General features: G+C 55.2%; 26 protein-coding genes, 3 tRNA genes and 3 pseudogenes. 16 read left to right on the top strand and 16 right to left on the bottom strand.

What is annotated here, in order from left to right; translation table 11 throughout:
* Positions 1–142 precede the first annotated feature (142 nt).
* The 3 genes from KHU33_RS01005 (at position 143) to KHU33_RS00995 (ending at position 2079) form a co-directional block, all read left to right on the top strand.
* Positions 143–421: a hypothetical protein gene (locus KHU33_RS01005; protein ID WP_211460639.1), complete on the top strand. Its 279-nt coding sequence runs from the start codon at positions 143–145 to the stop codon at positions 419–421.
* On the top strand, positions 387–1163 hold the full coding sequence (locus KHU33_RS01000) for an alpha/beta hydrolase family protein (protein WP_211460638.1): 777 nt from the start codon (positions 387–389) through the stop codon (positions 1161–1163). The genes KHU33_RS01005 and KHU33_RS01000 overlap by 35 nt, the downstream gene beginning before the upstream one ends.
* A gap of 352 nt (positions 1164–1515) precedes the next feature.
* On the top strand, positions 1516–2079 hold the full coding sequence (locus KHU33_RS00995; protein ID WP_211460637.1) for a recombinase family protein: 564 nt from the start codon (positions 1516–1518) through the stop codon (positions 2077–2079).
* Between the two features lie 127 nt (positions 2080–2206).
* Here KHU33_RS00995 and KHU33_RS00990 read toward each other — a convergent pair.
* Positions 2207–2360, bottom strand: a pseudogene (locus KHU33_RS00990) (IS6 family transposase); the annotation flags it as partial.
* A 446-nt stretch (positions 2361–2806) separates the two neighbouring features.
* On the opposite strand from KHU33_RS00990, the gene KHU33_RS00980 reads away from it, so the two are divergent.
* From KHU33_RS00980 to KHU33_RS00970, 3 genes are all read left to right on the top strand, one after another.
* On the top strand, positions 2807–3946 hold the full coding sequence (locus tag KHU33_RS00980) for an ABC transporter substrate-binding protein (protein ID WP_211460636.1): 1140 nt from the start codon (positions 2807–2809) through the stop codon (positions 3944–3946).
* 20 nt (positions 3947–3966) lie between these two features.
* Positions 3967–4749 carry an acetolactate decarboxylase gene (gene budA / locus KHU33_RS00975; RefSeq protein WP_211460635.1) on the top strand — a complete coding sequence of 261 codons (783 nt, stop codon included), beginning with the start codon at positions 3967–3969 and terminating at the stop codon, positions 4747–4749.
* A gap of 166 nt (positions 4750–4915) precedes the next feature.
* A complete protein-coding gene (locus KHU33_RS00970; protein WP_211460634.1) occupies positions 4916–5188 on the top strand; it encodes a hypothetical protein in 273 nt (90 codons plus the stop codon).
* A gap of 73 nt (positions 5189–5261) precedes the next feature.
* On the opposite strand, the pseudogene KHU33_RS26750 reads toward KHU33_RS00970, so the two are convergent.
* From KHU33_RS26750 to KHU33_RS00955, 3 genes and pseudogenes are all read right to left on the bottom strand, one after another.
* Positions 5262–5615, bottom strand: a pseudogene (locus tag KHU33_RS26750) (LysR family transcriptional regulator); the annotation flags it as partial.
* Between the two features lie 66 nt (positions 5616–5681).
* Positions 5682–6632, bottom strand: a complete 951-nt coding sequence (locus tag KHU33_RS00960) for a sterol desaturase family protein (protein ID WP_211460633.1) — start codon at positions 6630–6632, stop codon at positions 5682–5684.
* A gap of 5 nt (positions 6633–6637) precedes the next feature.
* Complete coding sequence (locus tag KHU33_RS00955; protein WP_211460632.1) at positions 6638–7174, bottom strand: DUF2141 domain-containing protein; 537 nt, start codon at positions 7172–7174, stop codon at positions 6638–6640.
* A gap of 144 nt (positions 7175–7318) precedes the next feature.
* Here KHU33_RS00955 and KHU33_RS00950 point away from each other — a divergent pair, with 144 nt between their 5' ends.
* Positions 7319–7858, top strand: a complete 540-nt coding sequence (locus tag KHU33_RS00950) for a TetR/AcrR family transcriptional regulator (RefSeq protein WP_211460631.1) — start codon at positions 7319–7321, stop codon at positions 7856–7858.
* A 5-nt stretch (positions 7859–7863) separates the two neighbouring features.
* Here KHU33_RS00950 and KHU33_RS26245 read toward each other — a convergent pair.
* Both KHU33_RS26245 and KHU33_RS00940 read right to left on the bottom strand, forming a co-directional pair.
* Positions 7864–8112 (bottom strand): annotated as a pseudogene (locus KHU33_RS26245) (type VI secretion protein); the annotation flags it as partial.
* A gap of 240 nt (positions 8113–8352) precedes the next feature.
* Entirely contained in the window at positions 8353–9228 is an 876-nt protein-coding gene (locus KHU33_RS00940; protein WP_230413973.1) for a LysR family transcriptional regulator, read from the bottom strand.
* 137 nt (positions 9229–9365) lie between these two features.
* Here KHU33_RS00940 and KHU33_RS00935 point away from each other — a divergent pair, with 137 nt between their 5' ends.
* Positions 9366–9551: a 4-oxalocrotonate tautomerase gene (locus KHU33_RS00935; protein ID WP_211460628.1), complete on the top strand. Its 186-nt coding sequence runs from the start codon at positions 9366–9368 to the stop codon at positions 9549–9551.
* A 679-nt stretch (positions 9552–10230) separates the two neighbouring features.
* On the opposite strand, the gene glmS is transcribed toward KHU33_RS00935, so the two are convergent.
* Positions 10231–12048, bottom strand: a complete 1818-nt coding sequence (glmS, locus tag KHU33_RS00930) for a glutamine--fructose-6-phosphate transaminase (isomerizing) (protein ID WP_211460627.1) — start codon at positions 12046–12048, stop codon at positions 10231–10233.
* A gap of 161 nt (positions 12049–12209) precedes the next feature.
* Between glmS and KHU33_RS00925 the strand changes: the two genes are divergently transcribed.
* Positions 12210–12674 carry an Lrp/AsnC family transcriptional regulator gene (locus KHU33_RS00925; RefSeq protein ID WP_211460626.1) on the top strand — a complete coding sequence of 155 codons (465 nt, stop codon included), beginning with the start codon at positions 12210–12212 and terminating at the stop codon, positions 12672–12674.
* Positions 12675–12713: 39 nt separating this feature from the next.
* On the opposite strand, the gene glmU is transcribed toward KHU33_RS00925, so the two are convergent.
* The 6 genes from glmU to KHU33_RS00895 all read right to left on the bottom strand — a co-directional run bounded on the left by glmU (position 12714) and on the right by KHU33_RS00895 (position 17573).
* Entirely contained in the window at positions 12714–14072 is a 1359-nt protein-coding gene (gene glmU / locus KHU33_RS00920; RefSeq protein ID WP_211460625.1) for a bifunctional UDP-N-acetylglucosamine diphosphorylase/glucosamine-1-phosphate N-acetyltransferase GlmU, read from the bottom strand.
* 189 nt (positions 14073–14261) lie between these two features.
* Positions 14262–14852, bottom strand: coding sequence for a twin-arginine translocation signal domain-containing protein (locus tag KHU33_RS00915; RefSeq protein WP_211460624.1), 591 nt, complete (start codon positions 14850–14852; stop codon positions 14262–14264).
* Positions 14853–14971: 119 nt separating this feature from the next.
* The gene (locus KHU33_RS00910; RefSeq protein ID WP_211460623.1) at positions 14972–15304 is read right to left on the bottom strand and encodes a YegP family protein; all 333 of its coding nucleotides are present in this window, start codon (positions 15302–15304) and stop codon (positions 14972–14974) included.
* An 87-nt stretch (positions 15305–15391) separates the two neighbouring features.
* Positions 15392–16354: a tRNA 2-thiocytidine(32) synthetase TtcA gene (gene ttcA, locus KHU33_RS00905; RefSeq protein ID WP_211460653.1), complete on the bottom strand. Its 963-nt coding sequence runs from the start codon at positions 16352–16354 to the stop codon at positions 15392–15394.
* 54 nt (positions 16355–16408) lie between these two features.
* Positions 16409–16807, bottom strand: a complete 399-nt coding sequence (locus KHU33_RS00900) for a dihydroneopterin aldolase (RefSeq protein ID WP_211460622.1) — start codon at positions 16805–16807, stop codon at positions 16409–16411.
* A 7-nt stretch (positions 16808–16814) separates the two neighbouring features.
* Entirely contained in the window at positions 16815–17573 is a 759-nt protein-coding gene (locus tag KHU33_RS00895) for an SDR family NAD(P)-dependent oxidoreductase (RefSeq protein ID WP_211460621.1), read from the bottom strand.
* 141 nt (positions 17574–17714) lie between these two features.
* Between KHU33_RS00895 and KHU33_RS00890 the strand changes: the two genes are divergently transcribed.
* Together KHU33_RS00890 and KHU33_RS00885 are read left to right on the top strand one after the other, a co-directional pair.
* Positions 17715–18911 (top strand): class I SAM-dependent methyltransferase, encoded by a 1197-nt coding sequence (locus KHU33_RS00890; RefSeq protein ID WP_211460652.1) that lies wholly within the window; start codon positions 17715–17717, stop codon positions 18909–18911.
* 33 nt (positions 18912–18944) lie between these two features.
* Complete coding sequence (locus tag KHU33_RS00885; RefSeq protein ID WP_211460620.1) at positions 18945–19139, top strand: DUF2905 domain-containing protein; 195 nt, start codon at positions 18945–18947, stop codon at positions 19137–19139.
* Here KHU33_RS00885 and arsC read toward each other — a convergent pair.
* Genes arsC through kefF form a run of 3 tightly spaced genes read right to left on the bottom strand, consistent with a single transcriptional unit; the run spans position 19136 to position 21926 of the window.
* Positions 19136–19492: an arsenate reductase (glutaredoxin) gene (arsC, locus tag KHU33_RS00880; RefSeq protein WP_211460619.1), complete on the bottom strand. Its 357-nt coding sequence runs from the start codon at positions 19490–19492 to the stop codon at positions 19136–19138. The two genes, KHU33_RS00885 and arsC, sit on opposite strands and share 4 nt — an antisense overlap.
* The gene (gene kefC / locus KHU33_RS00875; RefSeq protein WP_211460618.1) at positions 19489–21333 is read right to left on the bottom strand and encodes a glutathione-regulated potassium-efflux system protein KefC; all 1845 of its coding nucleotides are present in this window, start codon (positions 21331–21333) and stop codon (positions 19489–19491) included. The genes arsC and kefC overlap by 4 nt, the downstream gene beginning before the upstream one ends.
* Before the next feature lie 5 nt (positions 21334–21338).
* On the bottom strand, positions 21339–21926 hold the full coding sequence (kefF, locus tag KHU33_RS00870) for a glutathione-regulated potassium-efflux system oxidoreductase KefF (protein ID WP_211460617.1): 588 nt from the start codon (positions 21924–21926) through the stop codon (positions 21339–21341).
* Between the two features lie 212 nt (positions 21927–22138).
* Here kefF and KHU33_RS00865 point away from each other — a divergent pair, with 212 nt between their 5' ends.
* From KHU33_RS00865 to tuf, 5 genes are all read left to right on the top strand, one after another.
* Positions 22139–23188: a type 1 glutamine amidotransferase gene (locus tag KHU33_RS00865; protein ID WP_211460616.1), complete on the top strand. Its 1050-nt coding sequence runs from the start codon at positions 22139–22141 to the stop codon at positions 23186–23188.
* A 169-nt stretch (positions 23189–23357) separates the two neighbouring features.
* Positions 23358–23443, top strand: a tRNA-Tyr gene (locus tag KHU33_RS00860).
* Positions 23444–23515: 72 nt separating this feature from the next.
* Positions 23516–23589 (top strand) — tRNA-Gly (locus KHU33_RS00855).
* A gap of 92 nt (positions 23590–23681) precedes the next feature.
* A tRNA-Thr gene (locus KHU33_RS00850) sits at positions 23682–23756 on the top strand.
* A gap of 143 nt (positions 23757–23899) precedes the next feature.
* A complete protein-coding gene (tuf, locus tag KHU33_RS00845; protein WP_211460609.1) occupies positions 23900–25093 on the top strand; it encodes an elongation factor Tu in 1194 nt (397 codons plus the stop codon).
* Positions 25094–25141 lie beyond the last annotated feature (48 nt).

Genomic DNA, 25141 nt, shown 5'->3' with positions numbered 1-25141 from the left:
TAGATTCGTACATTTCCTGTCGGATCAAGTCGCAATTTATACACTTGAATATTCAATGTAATCAGCACATTTCCAGTTCAAGTCATGGATGACTTCATTGGGCGACTAATGGCAGTGTTCTTGATACGAATGGATATGTTGTTTGCTGCTGTATCGCGTATCACCTGCTCAGCTTGAGAATACATTGCAACTGCAATGGAAAGACGACATACATAACGCAAGACCAAACGATACGGAATTGTTGATGGTTGAAATGCGGATCGAACCATATTTCCTCGTAAATACGCTGACCTGCATTGCTCAACAATATCGTATTGATGTAACCGCTACTGATCGTGAGAGAGGTGTTCATCGATTCCTATTTTTAATGCGTGTGGAGAATAAAGATGTCAACGGTACGTTTCGAATTTCTAGGGTTTGAAAAGCAAAAACTTGCCGCTCGCCTCGATCTTCCAACGGGAGAGACACGCGCCTATGCTTTGTTCGCTCATTGCTTCACAGGCGGCAAAGACATTCTCGCAGCCAGTCGAATTGGACAGGCGTTCGCCACGTGCGGCATAGCGGTGTTGCGCTTCGACTTTACCGGCTTGGGTGCAAGTGAGGGAGAGTTTGCCAATACCAATTTTTCCTCGAACCTGGCTGACCTGACCGCCGCGGCAAATTATTTGCGGCAGACATATCGTGCGCCGTCCATGCTGATCGGGCATAGCCTGGGCGGCGCGGCGGTGCTAGCCGCCGCTTCAAAGATACCGGAGGTGCGCGGTGTCGTTACCATCGGCGCGCCAAGTGATCCAGCGCATGTCAAGAAGCAGTTCCGTGGATATCTGGACGAGATTCAAACTAATGGTGAAGCCGTAGTCAAGCTCAGTGGGCGACCATTCAGAATCAAGAAACAGTTTCTCATCGATGCGGAGAAACAGCGATTGCTGCACAATATTTCGGAGTTTGATGGGGCGTTGCTGGTCATGCATTCGCCGCAAGATGAGACAGTCGCGGTGCAGAATGCGAGCCATATTTTCAGCGTTGCAAAACACCCGAAAAGCTTCGTATCTTTAGATGACGCCGATCATCTTCTTACCCGAAAAAGCGATGCATTGTATGCGGCAAACGTCATTGCCGCATGGAGTGAGCGTTATATCATTGACGATAAACAAATGGTCTGACGAAATTAAGTCTTTTATTTTTCTTGCGACCCGGGGTGGCATTCACGTGTGAAGGCTACGATGATTGCTAGCAATCCGCTTTCACACCAATACTTGTCCGTGATCGTCGGCAAGTGATCTATAGCAGGAGAACGTTGTCTGCAACTAAGAGCAACATATCACTGAGAGCACGATCAAAATGGGGGAAAGCCCAATCGGTAGTGCCAGGTAGATCTGATAGAGCGAATAAAGTACCAGATACTGCATTCCCCCTCACAAATTTGGGCAAATTTTTTAGAGATGCATAAAGCAAAAATGGCAATGTCGCGTCTTTGTCAAGATTACGATCAAGACGCTAGCGCGATATGAAAACATGAAAAAGCGTATTGGTTATGCCCTAATTTGCATTGACGATCAAAATCTTAGTCTACAAAAGGACGCGCTTGCGAAAGCTGGATGTCTAGATGTTTACCAAGAAAAGGAAAGCGGCAAAGCCAGCCGCCCCATCTTTGACTATTGTCGTTGCACCTTAAGTGCTGGTGATACATTGGTTGTTTGGCGCTTGAATTGTCTCGGGAAGTCGCTTTCAGACCTAGTTCAAATTCTCGGAGAATTGGGGCGTAAAGGAATTTACTTTGAAAGCATTGCGGAGAAAGTAAAAATAGGAAGTGCGGCCGGAAAACTGGTTACTCACGTATTCACTGCCTTAACAGAATTCGAGCGCGATAGTGTCTGTGAGGGCGACAAAATGGAAGCAGAAGTATTGCGTGCTAGTGGTCGAAAAAAAGGGCGGCGGCCGTCGCTCAATGCTAGGCAGATATTAGAGATCAAAGTGCTTTTACGTGACCCCGATATTCGTGTTGTGGACATCGCGAAACGTTATGGAGTGACTCGAGCTACGATATACAAATATGCGGGTCCCTCCTCGGCAGAGTGAGGGTACACACATTGGTTCAATGATTCATATTTTTTTATATGTGGCTCAAGGGTGGACTAACGCCAGTTTCCTCCGACTGGCCGTTTTGCATTGCGCGACTTCATCTCGATCAGCGGCAGGAACCGGATCGCCCACCGGTTGATCGTTGAATGGTCAACCGACACACCGCGCTTAGCCATCATTTCCTCGATATGTCGGTAGCTCAACGGATACGCCGCGTACCAGCGTATGCAAACCAGGACGACGTCAATTGGAAAGCGCAGTCCCTTGCTGTTGAGCATCGTGATTCATCCACTGAAAAAGAAGCAGTCTATCCCAATGTCCGCCGACCAAGATTAATGCGACAGAACCATTTATAGACTCAAAAGTGTCATAACCGCCCAAGCACACGGTCAAGGTTTTACTGTAGCAACGGTCAAAGGAAACAACGAGGGTGTCCTGGCCGTATCTGCACGAAACGCAGATGCATTTTGTACCGATGACGTACTTCTGGCAGCCGCCATCACGGATAACCAGCTAAACGACAAGCTGCACCGTGTGAGTCAGCCCCTGTCAGTCGAACCATATTCACTCATGGTCCGCAAGGATGACCGTGATTTTCTGAAGGTCGTCGATGACTATGGATGCATTCGCCTATCCGACCAAAACGAAAGCCTATTAAATTTGCTTCATTTGACATATTTGATTTGACAATAACGCCTTAAACAATCTTAATTTTGGAGCTTAAATGAATCTAAAAAAAACATGGTGTATCGGCATGGCTGCTACGCTGGCAGCGGCATTTTCTGTGTCTGCGTTCGCCGAAGTAGGGGTGACGCCTACTGAAATTAATCTTGGTCAATCAACCTACCTCACTGGACCAATGGCTGAGTTGGGGAATGATTTCAAAAGCGGGGCCGAGTTGTATTTCAACGATGTAAATGCGAGCGGCGGCGTGTTCGGCAGAAAAATCATTTTGAAAACCCTGGATGATGGCTACAATCCAAAACTCGCTTTGGAAAATGCGAAGAGCTTCGAGAAAGATGGGACGTTCGCTCTCTTCCAATTTGCGGGTACCGGCTCAGTGCTGGCAGTGGCACCATTCGCAGCTGAGCATAAGATCCCGCTCGTTGCAGCGATCGCCACCGGCCCAAAGCTGCGTGCTGAATTGAATCCGTACACGTTTTACGTCCGTCCCGGCAATACGGAAGAATACGAAGCGATCATCAAGAACCTGGCTTCAATTGGGCTCAAGCAGGTGGCCATCGTCTACATCGATGAGGCCTATGGAGAAGAGGGGGTTGATGCCATCAGGAGCATTATGAAAAAATATCATATTGACCCCTCGGTTGCTGTGTCGTTAAAGAAAAACGGTGATGGCGCCGAAAACGCGGTCAAGACGATTATCAGCAAAAGTCCGCAAGCCGTGATCCTCGTCACCTTGCCGCAGTCGACCAAGGCCTTCATGCAGGCCTATGCAAAGTCACGTCCGGTATCTCAGATCTACACCCCATCTGCTGGTCTTCCATCCGGGTTAATTAAAGAGCTGGGGGTAGGCGCTGCCGGAATAGGAATTTCCAGGGGCATGCCGCCAGAGGGAAATGACACTTTTGGAATCGTTAAGGAATACCAGAGCGCAATGCGACGTATCGGGAAAAATAATTTCACGGCGAATCAGCTGGAAGGTTATCTGGACGCGAAAATCATGGTAGAAGCATTGCATAGAGCGGGAAAAGACCTTACTCGCGAAGGTCTGATAGCCGCTTTGGAAAGTATGTCGAAATATGACGCTGGTGGTTTCATCGTGAAATTTTCAAAGACAAATCACGCAGCGTCATCGGCCATAGATTTGGTTGTAATAAGCAAAACTGGTCGTCTCATTTATTAATCACTTCAAAGGATCCTATTTTGAAAAAACTTGTCATCTCCCTGTCTTTCTTGGCCGGCATTGGGCAAGCTCTGGCGCACACCGCAGCCGAGCCGAAGCTTTACCAGTACTCGACGATTGATGCGCTGTTGGCGGGCGCCTATGACGGCGATTTGACGGTGAAGCAGCTAAAACATGAAGGCAACTTCGGTATCGGCACATTCAACCGCATCGACGGCGAAATGGTAATGGTAGATGGCGAGGTATTTCAGGCAAAATCCGATGGATCAGTTGTCGTCGCCAGTCCGACGCAGAAAACGCCGTTCGCTGCTGTCACGTCGTTTTCTCCATCGATTCAGGGGTCGACAACCGGCCCCACAACATTAAAAGAGTTGGAGGAACAGCTCGACAAGATAATCGTCAACAAGAACCTTTTCTATGCCATTCGCGTTGAAGGACATTTCCAACAAGTCACTACGCGCGCCATCTCCCCGCAAGACAAACCATATAGGCCACTCGCCGAAGTGTCGAAGACGCAATCTGTATTTAACTATTCGGATACCGATGGCGTGCTTGTCGCATTCCGCAGCCCTCCATTTAGCAAAGGGGTAAACGTCCCGGGCTATCACTACCACTACCTATCCAACGATAAAAAGATTGGTGGCCATGTGTTGGGACTGACGCTCGGTAACAGCGTCATCAAGATCATGCCTATATTGAACATTGACATCAAAATTCCATCCAATGAGATGTTCGCCAACACAGACCAGGCCGTCGACAGAACGACCGAGTTGGAAAGCGTTGAAAGAGCTCGTAAAAAGTAACCCCAAAAGGCGCGTCAGTACCGAATGCCGACGCGCCAATCCACAAACCACTTGCGGCTTAGCGTACTAATTTCCTATTGCGACTCAAGGAAGCGTTATGGTAATCGTGCGCACCTCGGGCGGATAGGCAAAGAACGGAATGACCTGCTGCCACTGGCGCCGCCACATGGCTGCCACGGTCGGGAATTTTCTGCAACACACTGCTCCCTTGCATGACAGTCCCCGATTCACACTCCACATCGCGCGGCACAAAGGCGTGCCGCAGGCATCAGATTCGGTGCTGGATCAGGGCCGGTCAAAGACCGTTATCGGGACAGCGAAGACAGATAAAACAAAATTTATTGCGGGGGCGCAGACCAAGAAAACGACGCAAGCGATGGCGCATTACCGCGTGTTGAACGGATATCGGGAAAATGTGTTGCGACTCGCCGACAATTAGAATTTGGGCGACTCTTTGGGTGGCGTAAAGGGCACACCGTTACCTATGAAGCGCCGCCGCGTGGCTTCGGACACGGCATTGCACAGCGTGTCTGTGCGAGTAAGGCAGTCAGCCGTGACGGCGCAATGCAATCGGAGAGTGCAATACGCAGTTGGCCATCGTAGCCGGCTGCGGCCGACTTCACGCTGCGACGCGCTTGCTCCAGTACGGCAAAAACACGGGGTACATGCTCCCGAAACATTCGACCGGCTCGGGTCAAGCGCGTACTTCGTGTCGTTCGTTCGAACAACAGCACGCCCAGATCGGCCTCCAGTTCCTTGATGGCACGGGACAACGGCGACTGCTCGATATGCAGCCTTTCTGCTGCGCGGGCGAAGTGGAGTTCCTCGGCGACAGCGGAAAAGCAACGCAAGTGACGTAGTTCCATGGCGAAGCCCTGGAGGAATTTCGAACCGATTTAGAGTCACCCACGTCTACACATGCAGCCTGAACTTCAACTCTTGCACTCGCCATCGGCCCTATCTGATTTAAAGGGAAGAATCATCAAGGCTGACCATTGATGGTCTTGCGGATACTTCGAGCGGTCATGAACCCCTAGCATCTCTGGATTCTCTTTCGGGTGATAGTCAAAGGTACCAAATAGCTGATCCCAAAGAGTGATCACCGCCGCATAATTCCTCCCTTCTGAAGGTGCCGCACTATGGTGATATCGATGAAGCTCGGTTCCCATGAATAGGCGGTTAAACCAGCCAGCCCGAATATCTACGTTAAAATGCGAAATCAAGCCCTGAAATCCAGTCAGTACGGTGGCTGCAAAGGCCGCCTCTTTGGGCAATCCCAACGCAATAGCGGGCAGCATAAGGATGATCCGGACACAGGCACTGTTTATGGGGTGTCCGGCGGCATGCATGAAGACATACACTTGGTCAGGTAAATGGTGTAATGCATGCGTCTTCCATAGCCATCTCCCCATTCGCCCCGTACCTTCATGGCTGTGACGATGGACCCAATACCAAATGAAGTCGGATAGCAGAATCGCGCAGCCAGCCTGTACCCACCAAGGCAAGAGCTGCACATAGGCAACACTTGGAGGATTCATCCAAAACGCCAATGCAGTCACCGCAGAGGACGTTGCGTAAATAGCGACTCCGTTGATCGCCAGCATCGGGAGATCACGCTGCAACAACTTGCGCCATGTCATGCTCCACCTCTTTTGTGAAGGCACCAACCATTCCAAGGTCAGCATCGTGCCGATGAGCAGGGCAAGATAGGTTGGATATGCCTTGCCAAGAATACCCAGTTGCCCGGCTATTTCCGAGTGAATGAACGACAAAGTCAGCAGTAACGATGCCGGGTAGAAACAATAGCGGACTACCTGCGTCAGAACGGTGCGCCAGTAGATGACTGGACGCTTCTTTTCGTGCTCCAAGTGATGGCTTTCCATGTGGGTTACCTTACGGTCACAGAAATCGTTTGCTCGGTTTCGCCATGCGTAAATCTAAGCTTCTCGAAGGTGGGCAAACCAGAAAACAGGGGAATACTGAAGCCATTGGAAAATCCCAGCGGCTCTTTCGGCAGCTTGAACCAGTAGTGATCGATTACGCCGTTGTCATTGACATCGTGGAAGACCACCACCGCGTAGTCGCCCTTTGCTAGCGCAGCGAAAGAAAATAAGGCTCGGCCGTTCCGAATCGTCGCTTTGACTTCCTTTTTCCCCCTATCGAGAACATTGTCGCCTGGAAGAAACAGCTTAGCCACGGCATGCCCGGTGATGCTCGAGAATCCTGATGCCTCCACGATCAAATCACCATCAGGGGCGGCCGCGAATGCTGGCAATGAGGCCGCGATCGCCAAAACAAAACCGGTGATCAAAATCCTCGCCAGCGTCACGCTTCTTATCCAATAGTCCGCGACGTGATATTCCAACAATAGGCCCGCCAAGGGAACGCGGGAAGAAATCGGCTGAAAAGAGGACTGGATTTTCATGGACTATTGTCTTAAATTGAACAGGTGTCTATGATTGCATGGTGGTAGCCCCTATTGACAGGGCAATGCGCGCCCCACTGTTCGATACCAGACACTTTTTGTGAGTGTGTCCAGCACACCGCTGCCAATGATTTCAAGGCTTTCATGACTGACCGACGAATCGCTAAAACACGGCGCGCTTTGCGCGACGCCCTATTGACACTTATGGCCGAGCACGGTTGGGACGAGCTGAACGTACAGGACTTGTGCGACATGGCAAATGTCGGTCGGTCCACGTTTTATCTTCACTATCAAAGCAAAGAGGATCTCTTATCTGAGTCATTGAACGACCTGCGCTTGGTCCTTGGTTCAGGGGACGCTGGTGCACGCGGGGTACATCAATCGATGGCGTTCTTGGGAGGGTTGCTTGCGCACATGGTTGAAAACCGCCGCCTATTCAAGTCTGTGGTCGGGCGACGGAGTGGTCATGCGGTGGAGCGGCGATTCAGGGATATGGTGACCCAACTGGTCGATGACGATCTCTGCGGTTTGACTATGGAACAAATTCGAAAAAAAATGGTGGCGAGATCTTTGTCAGGCGCAATTGTGGATCTCATGTCATGGTGGGTAGATACCTCGGATGAGGTCCCGGTTATGGTCTTGGAAAATTTTTTGCGTGACTTGGCACAAAGCCAATTGAAGTGAGCAACAGCGTCCTCGGGTTTATCCCATACACCGGGGCGTTCTTCGCTCGCCAGCCCCATGCGCTGCAAACGTTGCAGGCGGCCGACCAGCAACACGCACTGATGCCGCTTCGTCGGATCGCGGGCGGGCTGATCGACATGATTCAAGCCGTCTCGCGCTTCGCGTTGCAGTGTCCGGTCCAGACTGGTCCAACGTTCCTGATCGACTTCCCGCAATAAGGTCCGCTGGATCTCCAACTCCGTGCGCGGCCCCACACGATTATTTTGGTGTGCTCTTGGCCAGTTCAACGACGCGCTTGACCGCTTTGTCAACGTTTTCAACGAAGTTGAGCACGTCGTCCAGTGTCGACACAACGAGGGGGGCAGATCAATTACGTTACCTGACTTGTCTTTACCGTTACGGTGGACAATGTCGCGGCGCGTGAGGACTGCCGGCACTTTGAAGTCTGCCATCAGCTCATTCTATATCGGTACGCCATCACCTAATCCTTTGGGTTACTCTTCGAGACCGAAACGCTTTAGCAGCAGATCGATAACGCTGCGTAACTTTGCCGTTGGCCGGCTATCCTGTGCGTAAATCAGATACATTGGCGTCGACTTATATGACCAGGTCGGCAATACCGGCACCAAACGGCCTGCTGCAATGTCGTCAGCCAGGAGCACTTCAGGTTGGAGCACGATACCGGCGCCATGCAAGGCAGCATTGCGCAAAGCACTACCTTGGTTTGAACTGAATCGGCCTTTTACCGACACTCCACACAATTCACCATCAGGTCCAACCAAATGCCAGCGATCATGGTGACGCCAGTACGACAAGCCGAGGCAACTGTGCGCATTCAATTGTTCTGGGTGTTCCGGCTGCCCATGCTGAGCAAGATAGCTTGGCGCTGCTGCCAGTATCCTGCGATAGGGCCGTAGCGGCCGCGCGACCAGCCCGACTGTGTCAATTTCGCCGATATGGAGACCTAATTCGTAACCTTCGTTGATAAGGTCAGGTACGCGATTGTCCAGTGTCAGCTCTACGTTGACTTCGGGATGGCGAGCCAGGTAGTCGGCCAATACAGGAACAAGGCTCTGGCTGCCAAAGCTCACTGGAGCAACTAACCTAACCACTCCGCGTGGGCTGGCCTGCAGCTCTGAAGCGCTAGCTTCAGCCAGCTCCACTTCGGACAGCGCGCGCTTGCAACGTTCGTAATAGAGCGTACCCACTTCAGTTAGCTGTTGTCGGCGAGTGGTACGGTGGAGCAAACGTGCGCCGAGCCGTTGTTCGATAGTCCTAATGTGTTTGGCAACCATGGTGGGAGAAACTCCGCTGGCTGTAGCCGCGGCAGTGAAGTTGCCGCTTTCCACCACTCGCACAAACATTGTCATGCCAGCTAGCCTGTCCATGATTAAGAACCTGTGGGTTTTGAATAATTGAAATTATCGCATATTTATCTGCACCCAGAACTGAATAACACTAAGGGCACTGGCACCTCATTCGGGGTGTCGCTTACCGAGGAACTGTTATGCCTATTTTACGTTTGGAAATGCATCCTGGCCGCACGCCGGAACAAAAGCGCGCTTTCGTTCGCGAAGTGACCCGAGTGGCTGTCGAAACCTTGGCCTGTCCGCTGGAAAGCGTGGATATTGTGATTAGTGAAGTGTCACGTGAGAATTGGGCAAAGGCTGGCAAGCTGCTCGCCGATAAGTAAATCAATAACCGGGCCTCAGCAAAAATCGTCCGCATGTGACGACTGAGGCCACCTCGGAGACATACTTCTTATCAATACTTGGACAATGGGAGCGAGCCGATTTTAATTGAAATCATGTCGTTCAAAGCTAGGTTGAGATCCTTGAATAGCATACTGAAAGACCGCTTTCGGAAAACCTATGGGGCTGCTTGGGGTCGGATCCGGTCTCTCAAAGTCTAGAAACCGGCCGTTCAAAAATGCGACACCACAGTATTTGCTATTTGAATCGGCGAATGGCAGCTATATGAATTGAAGCCGTCGTTCAGAATTACATCTAGGCAGGCCAATACCGTCGACATCAATAACCGCGTCATAGCCAATGACCGCAGCCGCTGGCAGACGTTCAAAGAACCTGCTTGACCATCTAATGTGGGGCGCTTGCTACTCGTCGCAACACGCATTAGGCGGTCATTCATGAACCGTGAGGTCAACGCCATCAGGATAGGTTAACGCGGACCAGCACGGTACACCCTGCAGCGGAAGGGGTTCCAGCCTAGCTCCCGGTCTGTATCTAAAACTAATGGCCTAGTCGTATCCCCAACTAATGGGCGTTTCCAGTAGTTAGCACCTTGTTCTGAAGGGCCACCAATGTTTTCGACTTTAATTGTAAGGAATGCAACACAAGGCAGTGGAGGTTCCCCTACTCGACAGTAACCGACTTGGCCAGATTCCTCGGCTTGTCCACATCCGTCCCCCGCGCCAGCGCTGTGTGATACGCCAGCAATTGCAGCGGCACCACGTGCAGAATCGGCGACAGCAAACCATAGTTTTCCGGTAGCCGGATCACATGCACGCCGTCGCTTGATTTGATGTGTGAATCCGCATCGGCGAAAACATAAAGCTGGCCGCCGCGGGCACGCACTTCCTGCATATTCGATTTCAGTTTCTCGATAAGCGCATCGTTAGGCGCAACAGTAACCACCGGCATTTCTTCGGTGACCAGCGCCAGCGGGCCGTGCTTGAGTTCGCCGGCGGCGTAGGCTTCGGCGTGGATGTAGGTGATTTCCTTGAGCTTCAATGCGCCTTCCAGCGCGATCGGGTAGTGGATGCCGCGGCCCAGGAACAGGGCGTTTTCCTTGCGCGCGAAGGCTTCGGCCCAGGCCACGATATGCGGTTCCAGCGCCAGCACGCTTTGCAGTGCGGCGGGCAGGTGGCGCATGGCTTTCAGATGAGCCGCTTCCTCTTCATCGCTGAGGCGTCCCTTGCTTTGCGCCAGCGCCAGCGCCAGCAGAAATAGTGCGACCAACTGAGTGGTGAAGGCTTTGGTCGAGGCGACGCCGACTTCGACGCCGGCGCGGGTGATGTAAGCCAGCGCGCATTCGCGCACCATGGCGCTGGTGGCGACGTTGCAGACGGTCAGCGTGTGTTGCATGCCTAGCGCTCTGGCGTGTTTGAGCGCGGCCAGCGTGTCGGCGGTTTCACCGCTTTGCGAGATGGTGACTACCAGCGAGTTTGAATTCGGCACGCTGTCGCGGTAGCGGTATTCGCTGGCGATCTCGACGTTGACCGGGATCCTGGCGACCGATTCGATCCAGTATTTTGCGGTGAGGCCGGCGTAGTAGCTGGTGCCGCAGGCCAGGATCAGGACTGAATCAATTTTTTTGAACACATTGAAGGCGCCGTCGCCGAATAGTTCCGGCATGATGCCGGTGACGCCTTCCAAGGTGTTGGCAATCGCCCGCGGCTGTTCGAAAATTTCCTTTTGCATGTAATGCTGATACGGCCCCAGTTCGACTGCGCTGCTGTAGGCATGCACGGTTTTGACTTCGCGCTCGACTGCTTTGCCGGCGGCGTCGACGATCCAGACGCGTTGCAGTTGCAGGTCGACCACGTCGCCTTCTTCCAGGTAAATGATCTGGTCCGTGGTGCCGGCCAGCGCCATGGCGTCCGAGGCGACGAAATTCTGGCCCTGGCCGACGCCGACGATCAATGGCGAACCCTGGCGGGCGGCGACTACGCGGTGCGGTTCGTCGACGCAGAATACGGCAATCGCATAAGCGCCGGTCAGGCGTCGCACCGCTTGCTGCACGGTGGCGAACAGGTCGCCGTTGTACATATGATCGACCAGATGGGCGATCACCTCGGTGTCGGTCTGGCTTTCGAAGTGATAACCGGCGGCTTGCAGTTCAGCGCGCAATTCGTCGTGGTTTTCGATAATGCCGTTGTGGACCAGGGCGATCCGGTCACGCGAAAAATGCGGGTGGGCATTGTGGGTTGCCGGTGCGCCGTGGGTTGCCCAGCGGGTGTGTGCAATTCCGGTAAAGCCCGATAAATGCGCTTTTTCGACTTGCGCTTCCAGATCCGCCACGCGCGAGGTGCTGCGCGAACGCTGCAATTTTCCGTCTATGTGCAAGGCGACGCCGCAAGAATCGTAACCGCGGTATTCGAGCCGCTTCAATCCTTCCAGCAGGATGGGGGTGACATTAATCTGGGCAACTGCTGCGACGATTCCGCACATGGCTTTCCTCATTGATTAGGTGAATGGGCGTATCTTAGGTCAGTGCTTATGAAATAAGATTACTAAATTTATTAATATTTGATCGAATATTTCATGATGAGAATAAAGTGGAATATTATTTCATTTATACTTTAATTTATTCAATAAATTGCATATTGCCCATGGACATCGTTCTGGACGAGCTGGACAAACGGATTTTGAATGCCCTGCAGGCCGATGCTGCACAAACCAACCACCAGTTGGCGCAGCAGGTGCATGCGTCGGCACCGACTTGTCTGCGGCGGGTCAAGCGCCTGACCGATGCCGGCATCATCCTGCGCCAAGTGGCGATTGTGGCGCCCGACAAGGTCGGCGCCGGCTTGACCGCGATTGTCGAAGTGACACTTGATAATCAGGCGGCGGAACGGTTGCTGGAGTTTGAGGCGTTGGTGGCGAATGAGCCGACGCTGCTGCAATGTTATCGGGTCTCGCCCGGACCGGATTTCGTGCTGGTGGTGCAGGTGGCGGATATGGCGGCGTACCATGCGCTGGCGCACCAGCTGTTCGCCGCGCAAAAGAATGTGCGCAATGTGCGGACGTATTTCTCGATTTACCGCAGCAAGTTCGATACGCGGCTGGCCGTATAAAAGAAAACGCCGGTCGTAACCGGCGTTCATCCATCCAATTTATTTTTTGATCTTTACTGGCCGTTGCCAGCCGTCGATAGTGATCTGGCGCGCACGCGAAACGGTCAGCTTGCCTTCCGGCGCATCCTTGGTCAGCGTGGTGCCTGCGCCCAGAGTCGCGCCTTTGCCGACCCGCACCGGCGCCACCAGCTGGCTATCGCTGCCGATAAAGGCGTCGTCTTCGATGACTGTGCGGGATTTGTTGGCGCCGTCGTAGTTGCAGGTGATGGCGCCGGCGCCGATATTCACGCGCGATCCCACCGTGGCGTCGCCGACATAGGCCAGGTGATTGGCTTTGCTATGGGCTGCGATCTGGCTGTTTTTGACTTCGACGAAATTGCCGATATGGACATCTTCGCCGAGTTCGGTGCCGGGACGCAGGCGGGCATAGGGTCCGATTTGAGAAGCGGCGCCGACCACGGCATCTTCGATATGGCAGAACGGCTTGATGTTGGCGTCGCGGCCGATGCGGGCATTCTTGATGACGCAATGGGCGCCGATCACGGCGCCGTCTTCGATGCTGACCTCACCCTCGAAGACGCAGCCGATATCGATGCTCACATCGCGGCCGCAGCTAAGCGTGCCGCGCACGTCCAGGCGCGCCGGGTCGAGCAGGGTGACGCCCTGTTCCAGCAAGCGCTCGGCGATGTTGCGTTGATGGATGCGTTCCAGTTCGGCCAGTTGCACCTTGCTGTTGACGCCCAGCGTTTCCGCGACGGCGTCGGGTTGGGCCGATACCACCGGCGTGCCGTCGGCGACGGCGCTGGCGACGATATCGGTCAGATAGTATTCGCCTTGCGCATTATTGTTGGACAGGCCGGCCAGCCATTGCTTGAGCTGCACGGTTGGCGCCACCATGATGCCGGTATTGCATTCGCGAATTGCGCGTTGTTCCGGCGTCGCGTCTTTCTGCTCGACGATGCTGACGATCTGGCCGTGTTCGCGGACGATGCGGCCATAACCGGTCGGGTCAAGCAGATCAACCGTCAGGATGGCCAGTTTGTCGTTGCCGGCGCTATCGATCAGCCGTTGCAGCGTGCTGCTGCCGATCAGCGGCACATCCCCATACAGCACCAGCGTGGGCACGGCGTCGTCCAGATGCGAGGCGGCTTGCGCCACTGCGTGGCCGGTGCCGAGTTGCGGCTCTTGTTTGGCGAATACCAGGTCTGCAGCTGCCAGCGAGCGCGGCACGGCGTCGCCGCCATGGCCGTAGATGACGCACAAGGTGGTGGGGGACAAGGCGCGCGCCGCACTGATCACGTGCGATAGCAGCGGCTTGCCCGCCAGCGGGTGCAACACTTTTGGCAGCGCGGACTGCATGCGCTTGCCCATGCCGGCAGCGAGAATGACAACGTTCATAGTCGATAGAAAGAAAATAGGTGGCAAATTTTATCATGCGCGGCAGCTGCAAATTCAGCGTCCGTGCTGCATATATGGCAACTCAGCTGGCGTGATCCAGCTAATTTGACGGCAAGAAAAGACATCGCCCCAAGGCCGCGTTCGCAGCGTTGAGGCGATGTTCTGCTCATCGCGCAGGTCAGGCCAGGATTAATAGCGTTGCCAGAAGCCGCCCGAGAACGACCAGCTGTTGCCATTGCGGACCCAATGCCCCGGCGCCCAGAAATAACCATCCCGGCGTGCTTCCCAGTGGCCGTTGACCCAGTCGTGGCGGCCGTTGTTCCAGCGCCAGTAACCGCCTATCCAGACGTGGTTGGGGCTAGGTGCGGGCGGCATGACTTCGATCTGCGGCGGTGGCGGCGCCACATTGATCACCACCGGCGGCGCGCTATAGGTACTGTTGATCTGCACCCAGCGGCCGCCATGGAATACCCACTGGCCACCTTCGTTGGCCCAATAGGCATGCTGATAAACCATGTTTTGGCGGGACTGTTCCCAATGGCCGTTATTCCAGACGTAGCGATTGTTTTCCCACTTCCAGTGGCCGGCGATCCAGTAGGAATCGGGGTAGGGCGCGGGCGGCGCAACTTCCACCAGCGGCGCCGGCGGCGCTTGCACCACTTTGACTTCACGGTATTCGACCCGGGTGCGCGGCGGTTCGACTACGCAGCCGGCCAGCGAAACGGTGGCCGCTGCCACGGCTGACAATGCAAGATAACGTTGAAAACGACGACGGTTCATTTATGTCTCCAGAAAAAGATCCTGGGTATTAAACGGTTTGCCGTATGGAATGAATACAGGGCTTACAAATATTTGCAATTCGATTTGCAATTCGATTTGCAATTCAGCTGCACCGCCGCTCAGGCTTCGTCTGTGACATCGGTGCTGGGGCCGTTTTTCTTGACCGCATCGATCCCGGCGTCGCGTGCGCTGGTAGTGTTGTACATCTGGCTGCTGCCGATGACCTGGTGATTCGCTGCCTTCAGATTGAAATAGAATTTGCCGTTGGAAGCCTGGTTGCGGCTATAGCGATCGTCCTGGGCGCTGTTGCTCTGGACCGAGGCGATGCCGTTTTCGGCGGAGGCCTTGGCAACATACATCTCACTGTTCAAAACCACTTCGCCGTTGCCGGAGTAGAGCAGGAAATAGAATTGTCCATCCACTGACTTCTTGAGTACATAGGACCCTGCCATTGCGCTTCTCCTGATAAATTTACGCCTGATTACGTCGATCGCTTCCGGTCCGTTTTGATTATATAGCCCGGCCCGGATTGCGCTGCATTAGTCTGCGGGCCGTGACGGAACAATGGGAACAATGCTGGCGACTGCTGCGGGCGTGGAGCAAGGATCGTCGTCAAAAGCGATGTCGCCGTTGGGATCGGCAATGCCGCTGGCTTTCAATTCGGTGAAGCCGAACAGATTGCGGTCCATCAGATGCGACGGCGCTACCGTCGACAGCGAGGAGAAAATGTTTTCCACCCGGCCCGGGAATTTCTTTTCCCATTCGCGCAGCATGCCCTTGATCTGCTTGCGCTGCAGGTTTTCCTGGCTGCCGCACAGATCGCAAGGAATGATCGGGAATTGCTTGACCTTGGCATAGCGGCTGAGATCGGCTTCCTTGACGTAGGCCAGCGGCCGGATCACGATTTGCTTGCCGTCGTCCGATTGCAATTTGGCCGGCATGCTCTTCAGTTTGCCGCCGAAGAACATGTTCAGGAAGAAGGTTTCCATGATGTCGTCGCGATGGTGGCCGAGCGCCACCTTGGTCGCGCCCAGCTCGGTGGCGACCCGATACAAAATCCCGCGCCGCAGGCGCGAGCACAGCGAGCAGGTGGTTTTGCCTTCCGGGATCAAGCGCTTGACGATGCTGTAGGTATCCTGGTTTTCGATATGGTAGGCAACCCCCAGCTTTTCCAGGTAGGCCGGCAGGATGTGATCGGGGAAATTCGGCTGTTTCTGATCCAGGTTCACCGCGACGATCTCGAAATTGATCGGCGCCCGTTCGCGCAAGGTCATCAGGATATCCAGCAGGGCGTAACTGTCCTTGCCGCCCGACAGGCAAACCATCACCTTGTCGCCGTCTTCGATCATGTTGAAATCGCCGATCGCCTGGCCAACCTGGCGGCACAGGCGCTTATGCAGCTTATTGTTTTCGTGGGCGATTTTCTCGACGCTCTTCTGGCTTGGCAAACTCACAGCGGCGTCGCTGGCCGCCGCTGGCTGCGTTAGTAATTGGTCTTGCATAAGGACTTCCTGCTTCAATAGCTTATTCATGGTGACACTCATGGTGATTCAGCCTCAGGCTTTCGGTTTGATCCGAAACACTTCGACGCCGACCGAGTGGCAATCGGGATAGGCGTCAGGTTTCTCCGAGGATACCCGCACCGCGCGCACCCTCGGGTGCAGCAGCAGGGCGTTGGCGAGGTCGTCGCACAGGGTTTCCTGCAAATGGATATGGCCTTGCGCCATGCGCTTTGCCACGGTATTGCGCATGAAATTGTAATCCAGCACGTCATCCACATGATCTTTGGTGGGCGTTGATAAAGCCAAGGGCACAAACAGGTCGACATTGATCAGCGCGCGCTGCGTGCCTTGTTTTTCAGATTCGTAGACGCCGATATTGATCTGCACTTCGTAGTCGCGCAGGAACAGGCGACGGCAATCGCTAAGGTCGGGATGGATGAGTGCGGAGAGCATGGTGTTTTCAGTGAGATTGGGAGGGCTGGCCGTGAGCGGCAAGCTGGTCCCGTGGGTGAGGATACAAATGTTGGCCGCCATCGACCACTAGTGTACTGCCGGTAATGGCGGAGGAGGCGGCGGCAAAACAGACTGTCGCCGCGATGTCTTCTAAAATGGCCGGCAACTTCGGCTGCGAGTCCGTTGTTGCCAGTGACGGGGCGACCCCGACTACCCGCAACTGCGGTGCGTATGCCTGCGCCAGCAAGGCGGTGGCGCTGTGCAGCGCTGCCTTGGACAGCGTATAGGAGAGGAAATCCGGTTGCGGATTGAACAGTTTTTGATCCAGCAGATTGATGACCACCGCTTGCGCGCCTTCGATCTTGAGAGTGGCTGCGTAGAGCGCCTGCGTCAGCAAGAGAGGCGCGGCCAGATTGTTTTGCATGTGGCGCCCCAGACTCGCGGCGGAAAAATTGAACGCGCTGTCGGTTTCAACGTGGCTGGCGTTGTTGACGATGCAGCCGATGTCGCCGAGTTCTTCCACCACGCGCGGCAGCAACGTAGCGATCTCGGTTTCCTTGCTCAAATTGCATTGGATGGCAACAGCCTGAGTACCCAGCGCCTGACATTCCTCAAGCAATGCCGAGAGTACAGTCGGCATGCTGTCATCCTGGTAATGCAGCGCCAGACGCCAGCCCTGTTGCGCCAACGCCAACGCGATGGCACGGCCGACTGGGCTGGCGGCGTCGGTGACAAGGGCAACGGTTGGGGCAACTGGGGCACGCATGATCATGTACGGATAGTTAATTTAATAAATTCAATAAAATTCGCTGAGCGGAGTTCTCTGGAAGATGCGGCCAGGCGCCATTTGCATTCTTTCATTGCCTTTGCCTGCTTCCGCATCGGCGTTATCTTCTACAATAGCGCCATGCAACTGCAATTACCCGAAGCTTCGGTCGAAGCACAGCGCGCCTCGCGCCTGTTACACAATCTGATCGCCACTGAAATCCGCCGCCAACATGGCTGGATTTCGTTCGCGCGTTATATGGAACTGCTGCTGTACGCGCCGGATCTCGGTTATTACAGCGGTGGCGCGGCAAAATTGGGCAAAGACGGTGATTTTACAACCGCGCCCGAGATTACGCCGCTTTTTGGCGCGACTTTGGCCCATTTGATAACAGAATTGCTGCTTTCTTCGCCGGCACTGCAGCCGCAGATCCTGGAATTCGGCGCCGGCAGCGGCCAACTGGCCTATGACATTCTGACCGAATTGGCCGCCGACTTGGCTGCAGGCGAAAACGGCGCCCGTTTGCCGCAAGCGTATTACATCGTCGAATTATCGGCCGAATTGCGGGCGCGCCAGCAGCAGAAATTGCAAGCATTTCCGCAAGTACAGTGGCTGGATCGTTTGCCGGAAGCTTTTTCCGGCGTGGTGATCGGCAACGAAGTGCTGGATGCGATGCCGGTCGAACTGGTGCTGCGCGGCGCGCAAGGCTGGCTGCAGCGCGGGGTCGGCCTGGCTGACTCTGGCAGCGATGGCGAGGATGGTCAATTTATCTATATCGATCGCCCGGCCGAGCCGGCGTTGATTGCGCAAATCCCCGATGCAGAATCGCTGACAGTCGGTCATCTGACAGAAGTGCATCCGGTGGCGATCGGTTTCATGCACTCGCTGGGCGCCATGTTAAAGGCGGGCCAGGGCGGGGTCGCGCTGTTCTTCGATTATGGTTTTCCTGCCGCAGAATATTATTTGCAGCAGCGCGATCAGGGTACCTTGATGTGCCATTACCGCCACCATGCCCACCCCGATCCGTTTTATCTGCCGGGTTTGCAGGATGTCACCGCCCACGTCGATTTCACCGCGATGGCCGTCGCCGCCCTGGATAGCGGTTTGGACTTGCTGGGTTACAGCAGCCAGGCCGCCTTCTTGCTGGAAGCCGGGATCGGCAAACTGTTGTTGCGCACGCCGCCGGAGAACGCCCTGGCCTATCTGCCGCAAGCCAATGCCTTGCAAAAACTGGTGTCGCCGGCTGAGATGGGCGAGTTGTTCAAGGTGCTGGCGGTTGGCATCCAGGCCGAGTTGCCGCAGCGTTTTGCCGGCCATGACCGCAGTCATCGCCTATGAATCGCCTATGACTCCGCCGTTCGAAAGTGCAGAATGATTCGCTGGATGCTGGTAATTTTCGTCGCCGTCATTGTGTTTTCCAGCGCCTTGCCCTGGCTGGAAAAACTCGGCCTCGGGCGCTTGCCCGGCGATCTCCGGTTTACTCTGTTCGGCAAGAAATTCTCCTTGCCGTTCGCTTCCACAATTTTGCTGTCGACTGTGTTGTTTCTGCTGGTCCGGTTGCTTTAGGTGTCCAGCAGGTCGTTAAATACGCCCGGTGCTCGGGCAATCACCGCACGTTCGCCATACACCACGACCGGCCGTTGCAGCAGCTTCGGATGTGCCGCCACCGCTTGCAGCAGCGTTGCATCATCGGCCTGGGCCAGATTGAGCGCCGCGTATTCGGCTTCGTTGTCGCGCACCATGGCGCTGACGGGGCAGCCCAGCTGACGCTGCAGGGTTTGCAACTGGGCCAGCGTCAGCGGGGTTTTTTGATAGTCGATGACTTCCAGTTTGATTTTTTTCTCGCTGCTGAATTGTTCGGCGAGGGCTAATGCCTCGCGTGATTTCGAGCAGCGTGGATTGTGATAAATCGTGATCATGTGGGTTCCTGTGTGGTTTGATCCAATGGCAATACTTCGTCGTCCCAGCCGCTGACCGGCATGTCTTCGCGCAAGATGCGGTCGTGCGCAAACATTTCTTCCAGCTCTTCGCGCGCCTTTTTGGCGATCGAGACGATTTTCTGCTGGTCTTTTTGATGCGGATACATATCGTGCAGGGTTTGCAGGTTGTGGGCACGGAATTTCATCGATGCCTGGCGTGCCCGATAAGCGCCGAAGCCCAGCTTGCGCAGGGCTTCGCGTCCCAGCAGCAGGGCGGATTCGAAAGTTTCGCGTTCGATCACCGTCACGCCCAGGTCCATCAAACCGAAGTAGTGGGTGACGTTGCGCGCCCGCGCAATGATCGGCAGATCGGGACACTCCTGGCGCACCGCCGCTATCAGTTTCAAGCTGCCTTCGATGTCGTCCAGCGCCACCACCAGCAAGCGCGCCTTGGCGATGCCGGCGGCGTGCATCAGGTCCATCCGGGTGGCGTCGCCGTAAAACACCTTGAACTCGAAACGCCGCAGCAGTTCGATCTGATCGGGATCGTGATCGAGCACGGTCAAGCCGATTTTGTTGGCGTGCAGCAGGCGGCCGATAATCTGGCCGAAGCGGCCGAAGCCGGCGATGATGACCGGGTTTTCATTGTCGTCGATTTCGTCGTCGGGACGTTTCAGCGCGGCCAGGAAATACGGCGCGATGAGTTTGTCGTACAGCACCAGCAGCAAGGGCGTGGTGACCATCGATAACGCCACTACCACCACCAGGATCGATGAAGTTTCCTGGGAAAACACACGGGCGGTGGCCGCTGCGCCGAACACCACGAAGGCGAATTCGCCGCCTTGTGAGAGCAAAGCCGCAAACAGGAATTGCTGGGCGCGGGCGATCTGGAACACTTTGCTGAGCAGATACAGAACCGCCAGCTTGATCGCCAGGAAACCGGCTACCAGGCCCAGGATCAGCCACGGCTTGCTCAACAACAAGCCAAAGTCGACCGACATGCCGACCGCGATGAAGAACAGCCCCAGCAGCAAGCCCTTGAACGGCTCCAGGTCGGTTTCCAGCGCATGCCGGTATTCCGAGTCAGCCAGCAGCACGCCAGCCAGGAAGCTGCCTAACGCCATCGACATGCCGACCGATTCCATCAGCAAGCCGATGGCGATCACCAGCAGCAGCGCAAACGCGGTGAAGATTTCGCGCAAATCGGTGCGCGCAATCAGGCGCAATAAAGGACGAATCAGATAGCGGCCGCCGATGATCAAAGTGGCAATCACCGCGACCACTTTCAAGCCGCCGATCCAGCCTTCGCCGCTGCCGTGGGCGGCCGCCACGCCGAGCACCGGCACGATGGCAATCATGGGGATGGCGGCGATATCCTGGAACAGCAGGATGGCAAAGCCGGCTTGCCCGGCGGGAGTGGCGGTCAATTTGCGTTCGTTGATGGTGGCCAGGGCGATCGCGGTGGACGAGAGCGACATGCCAAGCGCGGCAATCAACGCGGTTTTCCAGTCGACCCCCGCGGCCACGGCGGCGCCGAACAGCGCCAGCGAAACCGTCGCCACCTGAGCCGTGCCCCAGCCGAAAATCGAACGCCGCAGCGACCACAGGCGTTTAGGATCGAGTTCCAGGCCGATCATGAACAGCAGCAGCACCACGCCGAATTCGGAGAAATGCAGAATGTCTTCGACATTGTCGATCAGGCGCAAGCCCCAGGGACCGATGGCCATGCCGGCCAGCAGATAACCCAGCACCGCGCCCAGGCCCAGCCGCTTGGCAATCGGCACCGCTGCCACCGCCGCCGCCAGATAAATCAAGCCATTGAATAAGAGATTTTGTTCCATGAGTTTTAGCTGCCTGTGAGCGATGTCGATGTATCTGTTGTCAGCAATTCCGGCCAGTTCGGGTAACTTGCCAAGCGTTTCCGATAGAAATCGATGTGCGCCGCCAGGGCTTGCTGGCTGACCTGGTGCGCGCCAAACAGCAAGTGCGGCGGCAGCCAGCGCATGCCGCACAACTGCGCGGTTTGCTGGAACGGCGGCAGGAAAGCCGAGAAGGGGAACAGATTGTGGCCCTCTGCCTGATACGAGTGATCCGAGCCGCCGGTGGTGGCGACCAGCCAGAAATCCTTGCCGCGCAAGGCATTGCCGCCCGGGCCGTAGGCCCAGCCGGGAGTAAATACGGAATCGACCCATTGTTTCAGCAGCGCCGGCATGCTGTACCACTGCACCGGATGCTGAAACACGATCAGATCGGCTTGCGCCAGCAACGCTTGTTCGCGCCGCACCGGGATATGAAAATCCGGATACAGCTCATACAGATCGTGCACCCGTACATTAGGTACTTTGGCTGCGGCTTCCGCAAGGCGCCGATTGGCGCGCGAATGATGCGGCGTCGGATGCGCGTACAGGATCAGGATTTGCGGCGGTTTGGTCATGGTGAGCGATGTGCGTTTCGGGCGAAATGGTAAAAAATGCGTGGCTTAGGATGAACTGATAGTGAAAACAATGCTCACACAGGAATCAAGTCTATACTTTGGCGAGTTAGTTTGATTGCCCGACGTCCGCCGCAGAGGCATTATTTTTGCTTCCGGTGGATATGCTAGCAGCACTTTCTCAAATTTTTTATTTCTGACAATTTCTGACATCCATGTCTGACTCTCAATCAAGCAATACCGTTCGCTCCGCCCCTGGCCCTGATGCGACTGCCGAGGCCAAGCCTGTTACACCTCCTGAGCCCGTTGCCGCCGAGCCGGCCAAGGCCGAGCGCCAGGCAGAAGCGCAGCCTGCTGCGAGCAACGGCCCCAGGGCGGCCCCGGTCAATGACGATAACGCGCCGTGGCCGCAAACCTGGAAGCTGATCGCCGCGCGCTTCCGTGCATTGTCGGACAAGGCCGGCCGGCGCATGATGCAGCGGACCTTGAAGATTGGCATTTCAGCGCGGATTTTTCATCCGGAAGAGGGCGCCAAAGGCTTGCGCGGGCGGACTCTGCAATATCTGGAGGAATCGATCGCGCAGTGGGTCATGTCGCGCGACGTGCTGGTGTTCATGATTCCTACCGTCAACACCAACGGCTTGGTCCATCCCAGTTCAATCCGGCTGCGCGACTACGCCAAGCATCTGGACGGCCTGGTGCTGCAAGGCGGCGCCGACGTCTCGCCGCAGAGCTATGCGCAGGCCGCCACCCGGCCGGAATGGGGCGGCGACCGGGTGCGCGACATGTACGAGCTGGAGCTGCTGCATGAATTCATCGAGGCAGGCAAGCCGGTGCTGGGGATTTGCCGCGGCTGCCAGTTGATCAATGTCGCCTTCGGCGGCACGTTGTACCAAGACATCGCGACTGACGTCCCCACCTCGATCAAGCACGTGAACGACGAATATGACCGCCTGCATCATGCGATCCAGTTTCCACCTGGCTCCTCGCTGGCAACCTTGTTCCCTAACCATGGCAGCGAGCATAACGAATGGGTGGTCAACTCCATCCATCACCAGGCGGTGCGGGATTTGGGGCGCGATCTGACGGTAGAGGCGATCTCCGGCAGCGATAATATCGTTGAGGCAATACGTTACCGCAAGGCAGCTTTCGTCATGGGTTTGCAATGGCATCCGGAATTTCATCGCGCCGGCGGTCCGCAATTGCTGGATTGCACGCCGATACTCGATGGTTTTCTAAGAGCTGCGCGCGAGACGCGTTTCTGATATTATTTCGCCCCTTGGCCGGTAAAGTGTTTTTCCCAGATTTTCCCGATTCCGGCCAGGCCCGATAGCGATTCGACCGCGAAATTGAAAAACTAAGAATTTTTTAGAAGAAATCGGTTTTCATGGTTGACACTCAAGGGGTGCTTTACTATAATCTGGGGTTCCCTGCGGAGAGGTGGCCGAGTGGTTAATGGCAGCAGACTGTAAATCTGCCCTCTTACGAGTACGCTGGTTCGAATCCAGCCCTCTCCACCATTTTGGGAAGAAGTAAAAAGCATGTGCAGTACAAAATTGTTGTAGCGGTTGAAGAGATAATTCGTTGATCTCGCGGGTGTAGCTCAATGGTAGAGCTGAAGCCTTCCAAGCTTATGACGAGGGTTCGATTCCCTTCACCCGCTCCAGTAGATTTTGCAGGAATAGTTTAAGTTGGGCGTGTTGTTGGTGTAGTTGCCAATAAAGAAGGTAGTTACCAATAAAGCGCGCATACAGCATAGCCCTTGTAGCTCAGTGGTAGAGCACTCCCTTGGTAAGGGAGAGGCCACGTGTTCGATCCACGTCAAGGGCACCAGATTTAGTTGTTCCGGTGTCTGCATCGGGCGCTGTAGAAGCTGGATATCATAAGGTCGGTCTGCATGACCGATACGAGTTTTCAAACTGTAAGACGGTCGGGCGCGTGCCTGAACATTCTCATCAAATCTTTAGGAGTCTAAGATGGCAAAAGGCAAGTTTGAGCGGACCAAGCCGCACGTGAATGTGGGCACGATTGGCCACGTTGACCACGGCAAGACCACGTTGACAGCAGCGATCGCGACAGTATTGTCGAAGAAATTTGGCGGCGAAGCCAAAGCGTACGATCAGATCGACGCAGCGCCAGAAGAAAAAGCGCGCGGCATCACGATCAACACCGCTCACGTTGAATACGAAACTGCAAACCGCCACTACGCCCACGTTGACTGCCCAGGCCATGCTGACTATGTGAAAAACATGATCACCGGCGCGGCCCAGATGGACGGCGCGATCCTGGTGTGTTCGGCAGCGGACGGCCCAATGCCGCAAACCCGTGAACACATCCTGTTGTCGCGTCAGGTTGGCGTGCCATACATCATCGTGTTCCTGAACAAAGCCGACATGGTCGACGACGAAGAGTTGCTCGAACTGGTTGAAATGGAAGTGCGCGAACTGCTGACCAAGTACGAATTCCCAGGCGACGACCTGCCAATCATCAAGGGTTCGGCAAAGCTGGCGCTGGAAGGCGACACGGGCCCACTGGGCGAGCAAGCGATCATGGCGTTGGCTGAAGCGCTGGACACCTACATTCCGACACCGGAACGTGCTGTTGACGGCACTTTCCTGCTGCCAGTGGAAGACGTGTTCTCGATCTCCGGCCGCGGTACCGTTGTGACCGGTCGTGTTGAGCGCGGTATCGTGAAAGTTGGCGAAGAACTGGAAATCGTCGGTATCCGCGACACCCAGAAGACCACCTGTACCGGCGTTGAAATGTTCCGTAAGCTGCTGGACCAAGGTCAAGCTGGCGATAACGTTGGTGTGCTGTTGCGCGGTACCAAGCGTGAAGACGTAGAGCGGGGCCAGGTATTGGCCAAGCCAGGTTCGATCAAGCCGCACAAGCATTTCACAGGCGAGATCTATGTTCTGTCGAAAGACGAAGGCGGCCGTCATACACCGTTCTTCAACAACTATCGTCCTCAGTTCTACTTCCGTACTACGGACGTGACTGGTTCGATCGAGTTGCCGAAGGATAAAGAAATGGTCATGCCAGGCGATAACGTGTCGATCACAGTGATGCTGATCAACCCGATCGCGATGGAAGAAGGTCTGCGTTTCGCGATCCGCGAAGGTGGCCGTACCGTTGGTGCAGGTGTGGTTGCCAAGATCCTGGCTGACTAATAAGAAAAAAGCTGTAATCGCCGCGACCCGGGAAATTCCCGCCTCGCG

It is taken from the genome of Collimonas silvisoli, from assembly GCF_018305005.1.
GTDB classification, from domain to species: Bacteria; Pseudomonadota; Gammaproteobacteria; order Burkholderiales; family Burkholderiaceae_D; genus Collimonas; species Collimonas silvisoli.
The sequence above is the reverse complement of the archived record's forward strand: the minus strand, read 5'-3'. Positions and strand labels throughout refer to the sequence as shown.